Source organism: Uliginosibacterium sp. sgz301328 (genome assembly GCF_041807905.1).
Taxonomy (GTDB): domain Bacteria; phylum Pseudomonadota; class Gammaproteobacteria; order Burkholderiales; family Rhodocyclaceae; genus JBGVSA01.
In genome coordinates this window covers 23,962-41,554 of record NZ_JBGVSA010000019.1, presented here as the reverse complement: position 1 = coordinate 41,554, position 17,593 = coordinate 23,962, and the positions used below count along the sequence as shown (strand labels likewise).

The 17,593-nt window shown below is 65.2% G+C and carries 16 protein-coding genes; 4 read left to right on the top strand and 12 right to left on the bottom strand.

Annotated elements, in window-relative coordinates:
- The first annotated feature begins 133 nt into the window (after positions 1–133).
- The gene (locus tag ACDA63_RS14625) at positions 134–1,777 is read left to right on the top strand and encodes a hypothetical protein (protein ID WP_373664009.1); all 1,644 of its coding nucleotides are present in this window, start codon (positions 134–136) and stop codon (positions 1,775–1,777) included.
- A 10-nt stretch (positions 1,778–1,787) separates the two neighbouring features.
- Here the strand turns inward: ACDA63_RS14625 and ACDA63_RS14620 are convergent, their stop codons facing one another.
- The 3 genes from ACDA63_RS14620 to phoB all read right to left on the bottom strand — a co-directional run bounded on the left by ACDA63_RS14620 (position 1,788) and on the right by phoB (position 5,400).
- Positions 1,788–3,116, bottom strand: coding sequence for an O-antigen ligase family protein (locus tag ACDA63_RS14620; protein WP_373664008.1), 1,329 nt, complete (start codon positions 3,114–3,116; stop codon positions 1,788–1,790).
- A gap of 151 nt (positions 3,117–3,267) precedes the next feature.
- Positions 3,268–4,641: a phosphate regulon sensor histidine kinase PhoR gene (gene phoR / locus ACDA63_RS14615; protein WP_373664007.1), complete on the bottom strand. Its 1,374-nt coding sequence runs from the start codon at positions 4,639–4,641 to the stop codon at positions 3,268–3,270.
- A 54-nt stretch (positions 4,642–4,695) separates the two neighbouring features.
- Positions 4,696–5,400, bottom strand: a complete 705-nt coding sequence (gene phoB, locus ACDA63_RS14610) for a phosphate regulon transcriptional regulator PhoB (RefSeq protein ID WP_373664006.1) — start codon at positions 5,398–5,400, stop codon at positions 4,696–4,698.
- 174 nt (positions 5,401–5,574) lie between these two features.
- Between phoB and ACDA63_RS14605 the strand changes: the two genes are divergently transcribed.
- Entirely contained in the window at positions 5,575–7,179 is a 1,605-nt protein-coding gene (locus ACDA63_RS14605) for a methyl-accepting chemotaxis protein (RefSeq protein WP_373664005.1), read from the top strand.
- A gap of 111 nt (positions 7,180–7,290) precedes the next feature.
- Here the strand turns inward: ACDA63_RS14605 and ACDA63_RS14600 are convergent, their stop codons facing one another.
- From ACDA63_RS14600 to ACDA63_RS14585, 4 genes are read right to left on the bottom strand one after another with little or no spacing between them, the layout of a single operon-like run.
- Complete coding sequence (locus tag ACDA63_RS14600; protein ID WP_373664048.1) at positions 7,291–8,025, bottom strand: amino acid ABC transporter ATP-binding protein; 735 nt, start codon at positions 8,023–8,025, stop codon at positions 7,291–7,293.
- A 57-nt stretch (positions 8,026–8,082) separates the two neighbouring features.
- Positions 8,083–8,913 (bottom strand): transporter substrate-binding domain-containing protein, encoded by an 831-nt coding sequence (locus ACDA63_RS14595; RefSeq protein WP_373664004.1) that lies wholly within the window; start codon positions 8,911–8,913, stop codon positions 8,083–8,085.
- A gap of 41 nt (positions 8,914–8,954) precedes the next feature.
- Entirely contained in the window at positions 8,955–9,611 is a 657-nt protein-coding gene (locus ACDA63_RS14590) for an amino acid ABC transporter permease (RefSeq protein WP_373664003.1), read from the bottom strand.
- A 1-nt stretch (position 9,612) separates the two neighbouring features.
- Positions 9,613–10,284, bottom strand: coding sequence for an amino acid ABC transporter permease (locus tag ACDA63_RS14585; protein ID WP_373664002.1), 672 nt, complete (start codon positions 10,282–10,284; stop codon positions 9,613–9,615).
- Between the two features lie 230 nt (positions 10,285–10,514).
- On the opposite strand from ACDA63_RS14585, the gene rapZ reads away from it, so the two are divergent.
- Positions 10,515–11,354: an RNase adapter RapZ gene (rapZ, locus tag ACDA63_RS14580; protein WP_373664001.1), complete on the top strand. Its 840-nt coding sequence runs from the start codon at positions 10,515–10,517 to the stop codon at positions 11,352–11,354.
- Between the two features lie 2 nt (positions 11,355–11,356).
- Positions 11,357–11,740: a NusG domain II-containing protein gene (locus ACDA63_RS14575; RefSeq protein WP_373664000.1), complete on the top strand. Its 384-nt coding sequence runs from the start codon at positions 11,357–11,359 to the stop codon at positions 11,738–11,740.
- Positions 11,741–11,746: 6 nt separating this feature from the next.
- On the opposite strand, the gene ACDA63_RS14570 is transcribed toward ACDA63_RS14575, so the two are convergent.
- The 5 genes from ACDA63_RS14570 to mreC form a co-directional block, all read right to left on the bottom strand.
- On the bottom strand, positions 11,747–12,766 hold the full coding sequence (locus ACDA63_RS14570; protein ID WP_373663999.1) for a septal ring lytic transglycosylase RlpA family protein: 1,020 nt from the start codon (positions 12,764–12,766) through the stop codon (positions 11,747–11,749).
- Between the two features lie 15 nt (positions 12,767–12,781).
- Positions 12,782–13,921: a rod shape-determining protein RodA gene (gene rodA, locus ACDA63_RS14565; RefSeq protein WP_373663998.1), complete on the bottom strand. Its 1,140-nt coding sequence runs from the start codon at positions 13,919–13,921 to the stop codon at positions 12,782–12,784.
- The gene (gene mrdA, locus ACDA63_RS14560; protein ID WP_373663997.1) at positions 13,918–15,804 is read right to left on the bottom strand and encodes a penicillin-binding protein 2; all 1,887 of its coding nucleotides are present in this window, start codon (positions 15,802–15,804) and stop codon (positions 13,918–13,920) included. Before mrdA ends, rodA begins: the two co-directional genes overlap by 4 nt.
- 98 nt (positions 15,805–15,902) lie before the next feature.
- Positions 15,903–16,430 (bottom strand): rod shape-determining protein MreD, encoded by a 528-nt coding sequence (gene mreD, locus ACDA63_RS14555; protein ID WP_373663996.1) that lies wholly within the window; start codon positions 16,428–16,430, stop codon positions 15,903–15,905.
- 5 nt (positions 16,431–16,435) lie between these two features.
- Entirely contained in the window at positions 16,436–17,524 is a 1,089-nt protein-coding gene (gene mreC / locus ACDA63_RS14550) for a rod shape-determining protein MreC (RefSeq protein WP_373663995.1), read from the bottom strand.
- Positions 17,525–17,593: the final 69 nt, after the last annotated feature.

The window sequence follows — 17,593 nt, the reverse complement described above, 5'->3', positions numbered from 1 at the left end:
TGCCATACTTCACAGCATAGGTAGTTCCGACAACGGGCCTGCGCGCGTCGCCGTGTCATCCGGCACGCCTCTTGCACGTCATTTGCATACATCATTCAATCGTCGGGAACCTCCCCTGACTGGAGTTTCAGCCATGAACAGCGTCGCGCAGCGTTCTCTCGCCGCCATGGACTTCTCGCAAGGCAACCAGTGCCTGAGCGCACTGCATGCGCTCAATGCGACCGCCTCGGACGATGCGCAGGAAACACTCGTGCGGATGCTCGCCGGCATGGCGCTCACGCCGCCCGAACCTGCTCTGCATCTGCAGGTACTCGAAGAGATGCGGCCGACGCTCGACTTCGTCATCGCGCAGGCAGCGCAACGGTACGCCTCGCGTGCCCTGCCCCCGTCCAGCCGGGAAGAAGACACGCTTCGTCGCGCCGTCGGCTTGTGGGAGGCGATGTCCGCCAATTACAGCGTGGTGTACCGGCGCTCGCTCACCGACCCCGCCTTCCTCGAACGCCGCGCCCTGCTGGCGCAACGTCAGTTGCAGTACACCGGACTGGCGATGATCGAGTTGTTCCGTGCCCGCCGCGAAATGTCCCGCGATCGCTGGCGCCTGTTGCACGGGCAGTTGCTTGAAGCCGAGCGTGCCGGCGTGGCCGATGTGCGCGTGGCCGACCCGCTCAACGAGACCTGGGGCGCGCAGAGCGCGCAGGAAGCCTACGTGGCGATGCTGCTCATCGATGCCGCCGGGCCCTTCAGCCGCTCGCCGCGCGAATTCACCTGGCTGGTGCGCTGGGCGCAGCGTTTTGCGCCCTATTGTGTGCTGCGCGCGATCGGCAACGACGAAGATCGCCACGCGGTGTATGCCATCGATATGACGGCGGACCATGGGCTGCGCCCACTGGTGCAGCTCGAACCCGCGACAGGACTGCGCGGCCTCGATACGCACAAGCTCGCCGCCCACATCCATGCCGTGCTGGCGCAGCTCAAGAAGGGCGTGGCGGCCGCATCGCTGGGGCTTGGCGACGATTGCGTGCAGCCGGCCTGTGCGCGGTTGCTGGTGTCGCTATACCGGCCGTGGGGACTCGCCAGCGCAGGGCGCAAGTTCCCGCGCCGCCGCCACAACGGACAGGTGCGCCTGTGCACCGATCTGCAAGGCATCGCGTTCTTTCTGGAAGGGCGCGAATTCACTCAGCCGAATGACCCCAGGCGGACCAGCTTTTCGCAGACCCAGGTGTTCCGCGTCTTTGGCGATCGCGTGGGCGACGATGACAGTAACGAAGAGCAGATCGAGCAGCGCGCGCGCCAGCTTGGATTCGCGCAGGAGAGCTGGGACGTGCTCGACCAATCGGTCGCGGGTTATCGCCTCGCACGCGAGATCGGCGAGTCGCGTATCGAGCATCGGCAGATCGTCGGCCTGCGGCCCGGCAACGGTGAGCGCATGCTGCTGGCCGAGATCAGCTGGATGCAGTACCTGCAGAGCGGCGCGCTGCAGGCCGGCGTGAATATCATGCCGGGCCCGCCGCAGGTGGCGGCGGTCAAGCTGCACCTGAACGAACGCTCGGCGCGCGAACGTTACCGCCTGGGCTTCCTGATTCCCGCCATCCCCGCGATGAAGACCGACATGACCATCGTCGTGCCGGCGGGCTGGTTCATGGCCGACCGCCTGGTCGAAGTGCAGCATGGCGAACGGCCGTGGTTCGCCCGCATGCACAAGCTCGTCTCGCGCGGCAGCAACTTCGACCGCGTGAGCTTCATCCGCGACACGGAGCGCAACTCGGCCGAGATGTGAGCGGTGCGCGTCAGCCGGCGGCGTCCGCTGCGCTGTCCTTCCTGCGGCCCGGCGGCCACGCTGCCGCACCGATCAGCAGGCCGGTGTACGAAAAGAAGGTATTGGCGAGCTCGCGATCGTAAAAATCGTCGGTCAGGTTCTTGGCCATCAATGCCGCGATGAGCATGAAGAACGCCATGCCGGCGATACGGTCGCGCGAGCCCGGCTGCGCGATGACGATGCTGTGATAGAGCATGCCGCCGACGAACAATACGAACAGGGTCAGCCCTGCCCAGCCCAGTTGCACCCACATGCTGAGGAACACGTTGTGCGGATGCCAGCCGAGGTTGTCGCGCGTACGCTGATAGAGCGGATGGCTCGGGTCGTTGGCAACGGAAGCAGCGCGCTTGCCGAAGCCGGTACCGATCCACGGCGACTTCTTGCCCATGTCGATCCAGTAACTCCAGATCACCTGGCGGGGGTCCTGCTGCACGGCGCTCACCGCACCTGTCACATCGACCGCGCTGCCCGTGGCCTGCACGGTGGCCGGCGCCCGCAGGTTGAGCAGCACCACGAACATCACCGCACACAGCGCCACGAAGCCGAATGCGCCGAGCAGCGCACGTGGCGTCACGGCGCGGCGAACGCCGCGACGATGAACGCGGAACAACAGCGCGCACGCGCCGAGCGTAAGCAGGCACACCCAGAACATGCGATTCTGCGTCGCCGCGCCGCAAAGCAGCGCAACGACCAGTGCGACCGAACCGACCGGCCGCGAGATCACGCGCGCGCGAATCGCCCACACCAGCAAGGGCAGCATGGTGATGATCATCGTCGACGCCTTGCCGGGGCCCGGGAACCACTTCACCACGGCGGCGTTGCGCAGTTCGGGGGGCAGGCCGCGCGCGAGGGTTTCCGGCCCCACCATGGCGATGGTCGCGAGCGAGGTCAGCAGAATCAGCGCCAGTCCGATGAGCGCACCCCATACAGGCGCCCGGGTCCGCCCGGCGTTGCCGAGCAGGAACGCACCGTAGAAACAGGCCACCGGCATCCACAGGTCGGACGCCAGGTTGTTCAGCGTGGCGGACGGACGCATCGACCAGGCAATCGACAGCGTGGCGAAACCGGCCCACGCCAGCAGCGGTATCCAGATGGCGGGCGGCACGGTCGGCAGTTGGCGTTCGCCGCGGCGATCGACGAAAACGATGGCGAGCACGCACAGCAGGATCAGCACGCCGCTGGTGAGATGCCCGCCCTGGGTGCGGGAGATGTGCGCGAGCACGATCTGCAGGGCCATCAGCCCACCAAGGGTGGCGAGTAGCTTGCCCTTGAAGGTCGATGCGGTCTGGGTGTCGGTCATGACAGATGTCGGAATGGGTGTGGGCCCCGCTCGTGGCAGGGCATGGCGCCGTTGTTCGGCGCGCCAATGATACGCTCGTCACCCGCCCCGGGTTTCCGCACCCGCCGATCGGTAGGGCGGGAGCGAATCGTGGCTCCGGCCCGGTGTACGGCTACGCCGTGACGCGCGCCGCCGCCTGCACGCGCGCCGCCGGGAAGTGCGCGCTGAAGGTACTGCCCTGGCCGGGCGCGCTCTTGATTTCGAGCGAGGCCTGATGGCGCGTGAGGATGTGCTTGACGATCGCCAGCCCCAGCCCCGTGCCGCCGGTTTCGCGCGAACGGCCGCGATCGACGCGATAGAAACGCTCGGTCAGGCGAGGCAGGTGCTGTGGGTCGATGCCGATGCCGCTGTCTCGCACCGCGAAGGTGGCGCTGCCGTCGGCTTCGACGTGCCAACGCAGCCGGATATGCCCGCCGTCCGGCGTATAGCGCACGGCGTTGCTGGCCAGGTTGGCCATGGCGCTGTGCAGTTCTTTCGGATTACCGATCAGGCGCGCGGGCTCGCCGAGGTCGACCTCGATCTCATGACGACCGCCGGACAGGATCTGCGCTTCCTGCACGATGGTGCGCACCAGTCCCTGCGCGTCGACCGATTCGTCCTGCGATTGAGCGCCTGCAGTTTCCAGCGCGGACAATGCCAGCAGGTCATCGATCAATCGCTGCATGCGGCCGGATTGATCGAGCACGAGTTGCAGGTAGCGGCGCGCCTCGTCGGGCGTGAAGTCTTCCAGCCCATCGAGCAGGGTCTCGGCAAAACCGTTGACCACCGTGAGCGGCGTCTTCAACTCGTGGGACACGTTGGCGACGAAATCGCGGCGCATCGTTTCGAGCTTTTCGAGCTGGGTGATGTCGCGCGACAGGATCATCTTCTGATCCTCGCCGAACGGCACGATCTGGATCGACAGCAGCAGCCCGTCCGGGCGCGTGGTCTTGAGCACCAGCGGCTCGGAGTACGACTCGGCTTCGATGTAGCGGACGAAATCCGGATTGCGCACAAGGTTGGTGATGGCCGCGCCAATGTCCCGCTCGCCATCGAGCCCGAAGTGATGGCCGGCGGCCACGTTGATCCACTCGATCAGGTTGTGGTGCGACAGATAGACCACGCCGTCCGGCATGGCCTGGCTGGCCTCGCGGAAACGCGACAGCGCCTGCGCCAGCCGCTCGCGCTGGTCATAGGCCACCCGTGTGCGCCGCGCGAGGTTGGTGAAAACGTAGTCCCACAGGCCGAACGCGCGGGGCGTGGGTGTGCCCACGGGGTCGCGTGACCAGTTCACCAGTTTGACCAGCCCGCGCAACTGGAACACGAACAACCCGATCATGCACAGCAGGAAGACGACCAGGGCCGTATCCAGACCGAACAGCGCCCAGGCAAGCCCGGCGGCGATGAACAGGATGGCCAGCGTGGTGGCGGCCGATCCCCAGATGACTCTGCTTGGGTAAATGATGTGCTCCGTTTGAATCCGTTCACGGCTGCGCGCGGGTGGCAACAGGCGTCGAACGGGCTTGCCGCGATGCCGGCGCCGAGGACGCCGCCCCGCCCGTCAGCTCGCCATGGCGGAGACGTCCGCCGACAGGCGATAGCCACTGCCGCGCACAGTCTGGATCAGGCGATCGAACAGGCTTGGCTCGAGCGCGGAGCGCAGACGGCGGATGTGGACGTCGACCGTGCGCTCTTCCACGAATACGTGGTCGCCCCAGACCTGGTCGAGCAGTTGCGAGCGGGAGTGTACCCGTTCCGGGTGCGTCATCAGGAAATGCAGCAGGCGGAATTCGGTCGGCCCCAGGTTGACCAGCTCGTCGCCCGCCATCACGCGATGGGTGACGGGGTCCAGGCGCAGGCCGGCGATCTCCACCACATCTTCGGTCACCTGCGGTGCGCGACGGCGCAGCACGGCCTTGATGCGGGCCACCAGTTCACGCGGCGAGAAGGGCTTGGTGATGTAGTCGTCGGCGCCGGTTTCCAGGCCGAGCACCTTGTCGGTCTCTTCGGCGCGGGCCGTCAGCATGATCAGCGGGATCTCCCGCGTGCGCTCCTCGGCGCGCATGCGGCGGGCCAGTTCGACACCCGACATGCCGGGCAGCATCCAGTCGAGCAGGATCAGGTCGGGCAGCGCCTCGCGTACCAGACGCTGAGCGGTTTCGGCGTCCGACGCGCGCAGCACGGTGTGGCCGGCGCGGGTCAGATTGGCAACGATCAGCTCCTGGATTGCCGGTTCGTCTTCGACCAGCAGGATGTTGGCGGGCATTGGCGCACCTCGTGCGTAAGAATCTGGCGGCAGTGTATTACCGGTTCTTGAAGGATTTATGACACGTCACGCGCGTGCAATACAAGGTGCCGGCCGATCACCGAACGCATAGCCGTAACACTGTACTGGAATGATGGCGCTGTCCCCGCTTCGCTACACCTGTCGCCATCGGTCATGAAAATCGCGCGTCAACTCACATTACTGAACCTCGTCAATGCGGTCAGCCTCGTCGCCGTCATCGCCCTGACTGCATTCCAGCTCGCCCAGCTACGCAGCACGCTCGCCACCTGGCGCCACGAACAGGCGCTCATGCAGGCGCTGGCGGACATCAAGGCCAGCGCGCTGGCGGCCTCGCGCGCCGACCTGCTGGCCGAAAATACGCCAGTCCAGTTGAAGGCCTTCGATGCCCGCGTCAAGAAGCTCGCACCGCAAGTGCGCGCCGCGCTGGCCCCCGCGCAGCAAACCGCTTTCGACGCCGGCGTCGTGCGCAATTGGCAAGCGTTCGAGCGCAACTATGCCAGTGCGCTCAAGATCTTCGCCACCGCGCCACAGGATGCGCTGAGTATCCCGGAGCGCGCTTACGGTTTATACGTCGCGCCGATGATTACCGCCGTCGATGAGCTGGCCGCGGCCGGTGAGCAGCGCGCCCATGTCGCCGGCGCCGCCGTCGATGCCCGCATCCGGGCTCTGCTGTGGGCGGTACTCACGCCGCTCCTGGTGGCGACCGTGGTCGTGGTCGGCCTGCAACTGCGCTTCGGCACGCGTCTCAAGCGCAGTCTGGCCAGCATGCTCGAGGCCGCCGCCGTGCTGGGCGCGGGCGACCTTACCCGTCGCATGCCTCAGTCCACCGACGAGTTCGGCACGCTCGGGGTCGCCATCAACCGCTTCGTCGACCGCCTCGAAACACTGCTCGGCCAAGTGAAAACCGCGGCGGCGGAGGTGCATGACGAAGCTGCACTCATCGAAGACAAGGCTGGCCGCGTCGCGGAAGACACGCGCCAGCAGGCCGATCGTGTAGAAGCCGTCGACGTCGCGCTGGTCCAGATCGGACAGGCCGTGAATGAGATCGTCAGCAGCACACAGGACGCCGGCGCGCTCGTGCAATCGGCTGGCGCCCTGACAGAACGCGCCTACGACACTGGGCGCAGCGCGGCAGAGGAACTGGCCGGGCTGGACCACGCCGTCGGCGACCTCGCGCAGCGCATCGACGCACTCAGCGTGTCGGTTCGCCAGATCGGCGAGGTCAGCGCCTTCATCCGCAACATCGCCAACCAGACCAACCTGCTGGCGCTCAACGCCGCCATCGAAGCGGCGCGTGCCGGCGAGCATGGTCGCGGTTTCGCCGTGGTAGCCGATGAGGTTCGCACGCTGTCCGAACATACCGCGTCGTCCACTTCGCGCATCGAAGACTTGCTGGGTGTGGTCGGCAGCGCTGTGGCCGATGTTTCGACCGCCGCCGCCATCGCACAGCGGGTCGCTCATTCGGGCGCCGATCACGGCCGCACCATCGCCGAAACCGTCGGCGAGGCCGCCAGCGCAATGACGCGCGTGCGCGGGCTGTTGCAGGAGGTGGCCGAGGCCACGGCCCAACACTCTTCCGCAACCGACCACATCGGCGCCAACGTGGGGCAAGTGGCCATCACGGCGACCGAAACCGCGCAGTACATGGCCGACACTGCCGCCCGGATCGCGGTGCTCAGCGCGGTGGCGGAGCGTCTGCGCGGGTGTACGGATCAGTTCAGTGTGACCAACGCGATGGAAGAACAGGCGGCGGCCTGAGGGCCCGTCTTTGTCGTATGCCCGGCCCGCAGTCAAGCCGCTCGCTGACCAAACGGATCGCTCCAGGCAGGACCTTTCCGGGCAGAAAGGCCCGGCCCCTTGCAATGCCGCCTATGCGTGCGTGTGCAGGATCTGCCCAAGGAACTGCCGGGTCTTTTCGTGCTTCGGCTGGCTGAAGAACACATCCGGCGAGGCCTGCTCGAGGATCTGCCCCTCGGCCATGAACACCACCCGGTGCGCCACCTTGCTGGCAAAACCCATCTCGTGCGTCACGCACAACATCGTCATCCCGTCCTCGGCCAGGCTGACCATGGTGTCGAGCACTTCCTTGACCATCTCGGGATCGAGCGCCGAAGTCGGTTCGTCGAACAGCATGATCTTGGGCTTCATGCACAGCGCGCGCGCGATTGCCACGCGCTGCTGCTGGCCGCCCGACAATTGCGCCGGGTACTTGTTGGCCTGCTCGGGAATGCGCACACGGCGCAGGTAGTGCATGGCGGTTTCTTCCGCCTCTTCGCGGCTGACCTTGCGCGTGCGGATGGGCGACAGGGTGCAGTTTTCCAGCACGGTCAGGTGCGAGAAGAGATTGAACTGCTGGAACACCATGCCGACTTCGCGCCGCACGGCATCGACGCTCTTGCCGCTGCCGGTGAGGTCGGTGCCATCGACGACGACGTGCCCTTGCTGGAAGGTTTCCAGCCGGTTGATGCAACGGATCAGCGTCGACTTGCCCGACCCCGATGGGCCGCAGATGACGATACGCTCGCCGGGACTGACATCGAGGTTGATGTCCTTGAGAACCTGGAAATCCCCATACCACTTGTTGACACCCTCCATGCGGATGATGGAGGTGCCTGCGCTGGGGGATGTCGTTGCGAGCGTATCGGTCATGCGAATGTCACCTCACTTGAGGGCGGCTTCCAGGTTGTCGGGCATGTCGGGCATCGGGATGCCAAGCCACTTCTGGTAGAGCCTGGCAAATTCGCCGTTGGCGCGGTTCTGCGCGACGAATGCATTGACGGCCTTGAGCAGATCGTCCTGACCCAGGCGCATGACGATGCCATGGTATTGCTGCTTGAGCGGGAACTTGCTTTCGAACTTACCGGGCATGCGCTTTTCGATCTGCGACAGCACGGTCGTCGAACTGCCGATCGCGTCCACCTGCCCGGAGAGCAGCGCCTGGACCGCCGAGGCGTCGTCGTCGAAACGATGAATCAGCGTACCTTCCGGCGCGATCGCGCTCAGCGCCACGTCCTGCGTGCTGGCACGCGCCACCGCGACCTTCACCCCCTTGAGATCGGCCGGCACCTTGATCTTGGAGGTCTTCGGCGCGTTCAGCATGATGCTGGCGCTGGCATACGGTGCCGAAAACTGCACCTGCTTGGCGCGCTCCGGGGTGATGGCGAGCGAAGCGATGAGCAGATCGACCTTGTTGGTCTGCAGGTACGGAATGCGGTTCGGCCCCGTCACGGGAACCAGATTGAGCTTGACGCCCCATTGCTTGGCGAGCAGCCGCGCCACGTCGGCGTCGTAGCCGTCCGGCTCGTTACTGCTGTTGAGAATGCCGTAGGGCGGGAAGTCCACCAGCATGCCGACGGTAAGTTCGCCCTTCTTCTTGATGTCCGCCACGGTCTGCGCGCCGGCCGTCGCGCTGAAGGTAAGCCCAATGAGCGCCAGCGCGCCGAGCATGCCGCAGGCACGCCCGAAGAAGCGACGCGAAATCGATGTACGCATGGTAAGTCTCCTGTTCTCGTAGACCTGCAAAAAGAGCCGCGTCAGCGAGCCAGCGCGGCCGCGTATCGGCGTTCGAGCCGCGCGCTCCAAAGCGACAGCGGCCAGCACAAGATGAAGTAGATGCCGGCCACGAGGCCGAACACGATCAGCGGTTCGAAAGTGGCGTTGTTGATCACCTGCCCCGCGCGCGTCAGCTCGACGAAACCGATGATGGCTGCCAGCGAAGTGCCCTTGATGACCTGCACCAGATAGCCGACGGTGGGCGGCAAAGCAATCTTGAGCGCCTGCGGAAGCACCACGAAGCGCATGCGGTCCGTGTAATGCAGGCTGAGCGCATCGGCGGCTTCCCACTGGCCGCGCGGCACCGCCTGGATGCAGCCGCGCCAGATTTCGCCAAGAAAGGCGCTGGTGTTGAACGCCAGGGCGATGGCCGCAGCGATCCACGGATTGATGTTGATACCAAGTACGGGGGCACCGAAAAACACCAGGAACAACTGCATCAGCAGCGGTGTGCCCTGGAATACCTGGATGAACAGGCTCGCCGCCCATTCCAGTGCGCGCACGCGCGAAGTCCGTGCCAACGCCAGGATCAGCCCGCCAAACGCACCGCCGACGAAAGCCACCAGAGACAGCAGGATCGTCCAGCGTGCGGCGAACACGATGAACCAGAAATCGCCCATGCCGAAGTCGCGCAACATGTCAGCGGCCCTCCGGGTAGTTGAAATTGGCGCGGTAGATGACGCGGAAGAGCAGCGAGAACAATTGCGACAGCACGAGGTAGATCGCCGTCACCACGATGTAGATCTCGAAGCTCTTGAAGGTATCGGACTGCAGTTTGGCCGCCACCGACGTCAGGTCGTTGGCCGAGATGGCCGACACCACGGCGGAAGTCAGCATCAGCAGGATGAACTGGCTCGTCAGCGCCGGATAGATCGCGCGCAATGCAGGCTTGAGGATGATGAAGCGGAACACCTGCAGCCGACTCAGATTGAGCGCCAGGCCGGCTTCGATCTGCCCGCGATTGATGGACTCGATGCCCGCGCGGATGATTTCCGTGGCGTATGCGCCCACATTCACGAACATCGCAATCAGCGCGGCGGTGTTGGGCGACAGCGTCACACCCATGGCCGGCAGGCCGAAGAAGAAAAAGAACAGCTGCACGAGGAACGGCGTGTTCCGGATCAGCTCTATGTAGACATTGACGATGAAGCGCAGCCATTTCGGCCCGTTGGTCTTGCACAGGGCGCCCACGATCGCGATGCACAGGCCGATCACCATCGCCAGGAGCGACAGCTTGACCGTCAGCCACGTGCCGCCCAACAACAGCGGCCAGGCCGCGAAGACCGATTGAAAATCGAAGGTGTAATGCAAGTGAGTGTCCCCCGACATCCCCGCAACGTACTCACGAGTTCCGGACCGTTCTGAATCGGTCCAGACCATAACATCTGAATGTAGCGTGGGCGTTTCTTTTTCAAATAGGGAGTAGCACCAATGACGGAAAATTCCGGCGCGTGCCTGCGGTGGCCCGGAGACGGTTCCTGTTTTCATGTCCCCGTCGTAACATCGGCACGCTGTCTCAATGCCATCAACCGGTTTCTGCCATGCAACTCACCCTGATCAGCGGCCTGTCCGGCTCCGGCAAGAGCATCGCGCTCAACGTGCTGGAAGACGCGGGCTACTACTGTGTCGATAACCTCCCCGTGGCCCTGCTGCCGGGGCTGATCGACAATCTCGATGCGGCCGGTTACCAACGGGTGGGCGTAGCGGTCGATGTGCGTTCGGGGGCGTCGATCGAAAACGTGCCCGAAGCGGTGGCGGCACTGCGGGCCCGCGTGGGCGACCTGCGCTTCATCTTCCTGGATTCGCGCGATGAAACGCTGGTGGCGCGCTTCTCTGAGACACGGCGGCGCCATCCGCTGTCCGAGCTCGGACTGACCATTGAAGAAGCCATCGCGCGCGAGCGCGACCTGCTCGCCCAGGTCGGCGAAATCGGCCACCGCATCGATACCAGCGACCTGCACCCCAATACGCTGCGCACCTGGGTCAAGGACATCATCAACGCAGCCCCCGGCGCCGGCCTGACGCTGTTGTTCCAGTCCTTCGGCTTCAAGCATGGCATCCCGGTCGACGCCGATATGGTCTTCGACGTGCGCTGCCTGCCCAACCCCTATTGGGACCCGAGCCTGCGGCCCTTCACCGGCAAGGACCGCGAGGTGATCGATTTTCTCGAAGCCTCGCCGGACGTGCACCGCATGGCGCAGGACATCCACAAATTCGTCGGGGACTGGTTGCCCAGCTTCGTGCGCGACGGGCGCAGCTACCTCACCGTCGGCATCGGCTGCACTGGCGGCCAGCATCGCTCGGTGTATCTGGCCGAATGGCTGGCCCGGCAATTCACCGGACAGGTCAAGGTGCTGGTGCGCCACCGCTCGCTCAAGTAACCATGGCTGCCCGCGACTGGCATCGCTACATTCGCGCGGGCGACGTACTGGTATTTGTGGCCGGGGCGAGCCTCACCGTGGCGCTGGGCGCGACGTTCTGGCGCGGCGACGCGCCGCAGGTGGCGGTGGTCCGGGCGAGGGGGCAGATCGTGGCAAAGCTCCCGCTGGACCACACCGCGCATTTCGATGTCTCAGGGCCGATCGGACTCACACGGATCGAAGTGGCCCCGGGGCGGGCGCGCGTGCAGTCGGACCCCGGCCCTCGACAATACTGCGTCAAACAAGGGTGGCTGGCGCGCAGCGGCGCCGTGGCGGTGTGCGCACCGAACGAGGTCACGCTGTCGCTGGAAGGCCGTCGGCCCACCTACGATTCGATGGCTTACTGAGTCCGCTCAGCGCTGGACGAGAAACGGCTTGAGCTTGAGCGACTGGGCGATGCGGTCGGCGGTGGTGCGTGCCGACTGCGTGTCATCGAACGGACCGAGCTGCAGCCGATAGCGTCCGTCGTCGCCATTGAACACCGCGAGCGTCTTGGGCAGCCACTTCAGTTCGGTCTGCACGTAATCGCGGAAGCTATCCGCGTTGCGCGAGTCACTGAACACACCCAGTTGCAGGAATATGCCGCGTGCGATGGACGCGCCGCTCGGCTCGCTCACCGCCACGGCGCCAGCATCCGCCGCGATCAACTGCGCGATGGGGTCGGGCGTGTCGGCGGACGACTTGCCGGCAGGCGTCTTGTCCGGCGTCGCGGCGATGATGGCCACATCACCGGGCACGATTGCCTGGACCTCCACGCGCGTGGAGCCTTTGTTCACGTAACCCAGCTTCCACGCGGCGGTGTATGACAGATCGATGACGCGGCTGGAGTGGAACGGGCCTCTGTCGTTGATGCGCACGATGACTGAGCGCCCGTTATCGAGGTTGGTGACACGCGCATAGCTCGGAATCGGCAGCGTCGGATGCGCCGCCGTCATGGCATACATGTCGTACGGTTCGCCGCTCGACGTGTTGGCGCCGTGGAATTTCTTGCCATACCAGCTGGCCACACCGCGTTCGGTGTAGGGGCCGATCTCGAGTCGCGGCGTGTAGTTCTGGCCGAGCGCCGTATAGGGTCGATTGGCAAAGCGATGCAGCGGCTCCAGCCTGGGCACCGCGTCGGGCACGTCGGCAAGATTGTCTGGCGGATTGTCGTCCGGACCGTCGTCCTTGTAGTAACCGCCGCCGCGCTTGGCGGTGCCTTGTGCGGGCTTGGACGGCGCCGGTTTGGTGGCGGACGGTGCGCCGCTGCTACCCGAGTCGGGCGTGGTCGGTGCGGTGGAACAGGCAGCCAGCAAGGCGGCAATGCACAGGGCGGGGACAAGGGCGCCACACGCCGGAAGGCTCGTTCGTCGCTGCTGGCCGGACTGCTTCATGCGCGCTCCAGACAATCACTCGGACAGTCGCACGCGCTGGCGCTGGATGCTCATCAACAAACCCATGCCGATGCACAGGGTGACCAGTGCGGTGCCGCCGTAGCTTACCAGCGGAAGCGGCACGCCCACCACCGGCAGGATGCCGCTGACCATCCCCATGTTCACGAACGCATAGGTGAAGAAATTCATCGTGATGGCACCGGCCAGCAGCCGCGCAAACATCGTCGTGGCATTGAGCGCAATGGCAAAGCCGCGCGCCAGCAACAGCAGGTACAGCACGATCAACACGCCTACGCCGACCAGCCCGAACTCTTCGGACAGCACGGCGAGGATGAAGTCGGTATGGCGTTCGGGAAGGAAATCGAGATGCGTCTGCGTGCCCTGCCGCCAGCCCTTGCCGACGATGCCGCCGGACCCCACCGCGATGGTCGACTGGATGGTGTGAAAGCCCTTGCCGAGCGGGTCGGACGAAGGGTCGAGCAGCGTACACACGCGATGCTTCTGGTATTCGCGCAGGCCTGGCCATTCCACGCCCGGCGCACAGATCTGGGTTTCGTAGCTGATGATGCCGATGATGGCCACCACGCCGAGGATGCTGACCGGCACGATCAGCTTCCACGACAGGCCCGCGAAGAAGATCACGAAGAAACCCGCGCCCAGCACGAGGATCGCCGTGCCCAGGTCGGGTTGCTTGGCGATCAGCGCCAGCGGCACGCCGAGCAACACGATGGCGGCGACAAAGTCGTAGAACCGCAGGCTGCCCTCGCGCTTCTGGAAATACCACGCCAGCATCAGCGGCATGGCGATCTTCATGAGCTCCGACGGCTGGATACGCATGATGCCGATGTTGAGCCAGCGCTGCGCGCCCTTGCTCACCTCGCCCACCGTCGCAACCGCCACCAGCAGCAACACTCCCACCACGTACAGGGGCAGCGCGAGCGAAGACAGGCGCTGCGGCGGAATGCTGGCGACCACCCACATCGCCAGCAGCGCGACGACGAGATTGAGCGTGTGCGACTCCAGCCGCTCAGGCGACGCGCTCATCATCAGCACGTACGCGAAACCCAGCAGGACGGCGAGGATGCCGAGCAGCCACGGATCAAGCGGCGAGACGATCTTCTTCAGGTAATAGAGCGGATTGAGATTCGCGTTCATTCGTCCACCGCTTCCGGATCTTCCGGTGCCGGCCCTTGCGGCTTCTTGCCGGTCAGGTAGTAATCGAAGATCTGGCGCGCGATCGGCGCGGCGGCCGAAGCCCCCCAGCCGCCATTCTCGACGATCACCGCCACGGCAATGGTCGGATGGTCGGCCGGCGCGTAACCGATGTACAGCGCGTGATCGCGCAGGCGCTCATGGGTGGAGCTTTCCTGGTACTTGGCGCCCTTGAGGGAGAACACCTGAGCCGTGCCGGTCTTGCCCGCGGATTCGTACTTGGCGCCGGCAAACACGCGCGCGGCCGTTCCCCATTTGGTCACGCCGACCATGGCCTTGGTGATGACGTCGATGTTCTGAGGCTTGTAGGGCAGCGTCTTGACGGGCGTGGGCTCGACCACGCGGCGCTGGCCGTTCTGCGCGCTGTCGATATAGCGCACCACGTGCGGCTTGAACATGACGCCGCCGGCAGCCAGCGTGGCGGTAGCGTGCGCGAGCTGCAGCGGCGTGTACGAGTTGTAGCCCTGCCCGATCCCGATGGAGATCGTCTCGCCCGCGTACCACTTCTGCTGCTCGGGCTTCTTGAAGCGGCGCTTCTTCCATTCCTGCGAGGGCAACACGCCCGTCGATTCGCCGCTGATGTCGATGCCGGTCCGGGAACCGAAACCCATCTCGCCCATGAACTTGGCAATCAGGTCGATGCCCATGTCGTTGGCGAGCATGTAGTAATACGTGTCGCACGACACCACGATCGATTTGATCATGTCGACCATGCCGTGGCCGCCCGGCTTGTCGTCGCGGAAACGGTTGTTGCCGAAGATGAAATAACCAGGGTCGGCGATGGCCTGCTCGGGCGTGCGCTTGCCGGTTTCGAGCGCGGCCAGCGCCATAAAGGGCTTGAAGGTGGAGCCCGGCGGGTAGGCGGAGTAGATGGCGCGGTTGAGCAGCGGATGATCCGGCGAATTGTTCAGCGCGTTCCAGTTCTGCGTATCGATGCCATCGACGAACAGGTTCGGGTCATAGGTCGGCTTGGACACCAGCGCCAGCACCCCTCCCGTGCCCGGCTCGATGGCCACCAGGGCACCGCGCCGGTTGCCGAAGGCCTGTTCGGCGATGCGCTGCAACTCAGCGTCCATGGTCAGCACGAGATTGTTGCCCGGCACCGGAGGAATGCTCGATAGCGCGCGCACGGCGCGACCGGCGGCGTCCACCTCGACCTGCTCGAAGCCGGTCGTGCCGTGAAGCTCGCGTTCGTAGAACTGTTCGACACCCGCCTTGCCGATGTGCTCGGTGCCGCGATAGTTGGCCTGGAGATCTTCGTCTTCTTCGATCTTGGCCATTTCGGTCGCGTTGATCCGACCGATGTAGCCCAGCACGTGCGACGCGAACTCGCCGTTCGGATACTGGCGGAACAGCCGCGCCTTCACGTCCACGCCGGTAAAGCGGTAACGCTGGGCGATGAAGCGCGCGACCTCTTCGTCGGTCAGCCGCGTGCGGATGGGCAGCGAATCGAAGTTCTTGGACTCTTCCAGCAGCTTCTTGAAGCGGCGGCGATCCTTGGCCTGGATGTCGACGATCTCGGCCAGATCATCGATCGTTGCGTCGAGGTTCTGCACCTTGCCGGGCGTGATTTCGAGCGTATATGCCGAGTAGTTGCGCGCCAGCACCGCTCCGTTGCGATCCATGATGAGGCCACGGTTGGGCACCACCGGCACCAGCGAGATCCGGTTGTTCTCGGCGCGCGTCGCGTAGTAATCGTGACGCAGGACCTGCAGATAGACGAAGCGCGAGACGATCAGGCCGAAGCAGACGAGCGCCACCAGCGCGGCCACGACGACGCGGGCGCGAAAGCGCGAGACTTCCTGTTCGGCGGGTTTGAATTCCATGGTTCAGCGATGCGCACCGGCGACAGACAGCGCCAGAGAGACCGGCCCGCGCATCCGGATGTTCCCGGTGCGCAATGAGCGCGCGAAAAACATGTGGTTCACAGCGGCCGGTTCTCGTCGCGGTCGATGGGACGCATCTGCGGAATCAGCAGCAGATAGTGCATGGGCAGCCACAACGCGGCGGTGGTGAACGTCGAAAAGAAATACTCCCAACCGGGGAAGCGGCCGCCCGCCATCAGGCGAATCAGCAGCATGACGACCTGCGTCATGAGGAACAGCGGGGTCATGTGCAGCGCCTGCGCCGACGGCCCGAACCACAACAGGCGACGCGAACTCTCTCCTGCAGCATAGGCGAGCAGCACGTAGGCCATCGCATGCTGGCCCATCACCGATCCATGCGCGACATCGACCACCATGCCGAGCAGAAAACCGGTGCCCATGCCCACGCGCAACGGCTCGCGCACGCACCAGAAGGCCAGCACGAGCGCCACGAAGTCAGGCACAGCGTAGAAACGGCCCACCGGCACGAAATGCAGCACCAATGCCAGCAGCAGGCTGAGCACGACAAAGCTCATGCGAACCGGAAGCAGAATGCGGCTGGAACTGTGGGTGGCTTGGGTCGGCATGGCGATCAGGGAATCGGTTGTCGCGCCACCGGGGCGGAGGCATTGGGGCGTACCGGACGTGCGGCCGGCGCCGAGGCATTTGGACGCTGCGCGGGGCGGGCCATCGGGCGCGACTGTGCGGCGACAGGAGCCGCCGGGGCTTGCGACGCAGACGCGACGGGCGCGGAGGCATCGGCAGCGTTGGCCGGACGATGGATGCGGCCCGAGATCGAGCGCTGCGGATCGGCGGTGTCTTCCTGCGGGCGCATCGGCGCGCCGGTGGAACGGCCGAGCACCAGCACCGAACCGGCCTGCTCCACGCCACCGATGGGCTTGCAGATGATGCGTACGAAGGGCTCGCCCGCGCTGTGCGTGCTGCCAACCACGGTTGCCACGGGCAGCCCCGGCACGAAGACGCCATCGAGACCCGAAGTCAGGATGCGGTCGCCGGGACGCACATCGGCGTTTGCGGCCAGATAGCGCAGCTCCATCAGCCCGCCGCCGGTGCCAAACATCACCGCGCGCAGGCCGCTGCGCTCGATGACGACCGGAATCGCCTGATTCTTGTCGGTCAGCAGCGTGACTTCGGCATTCATGGGAAACACGCGCGTCACCTGTCCGATGACGCCTTGCCCATCGACGACCGCCAGCCCCGATTCGATGCCGGCGTTGCCGCCCTTGTCGATGATGACCTTCAGCGAGAACGGGTCGCGCGCCGAGAACAGCACTTCGGCCGCCGTCGAACTGACCGGCACGCGTTCGCGCATCTTCAGCAACCCGCGCAATTGGTCGTTTTCGTGCTGGAGCTGCGACAGGCGCAGCAGGTCGCGCGCGTCGGTCAGTTGCTCGGCCTTCAGGCGCTTGTTTTCGGCCTCCAGCCCGACGAGCCCCGAAAAGTACTTGCCGGCGTTGTGCAGGAATTCGCCCGGCGTAGCGGCAGCGATCTGGAGCGGATAGGTAAGGATCGCCACGCCCTGGCGCAGATTGTCGAGGTACCGCAATTGCAGGTCGCCGACCAACAGGCCGAGCGAGAGCGCCAGGTACAGCGTCAGCTTGGCTGCAGGCGGCAGACCGCGTCGAAAGAACGGAGGCGGCTGATGGCCGACGACAGACATGGGGAGCTCAGGCGGGGGAGGAAGAGGACAGCGGGCGGGACATCGGTGTCTTCAAGTGCGCCAGACCGA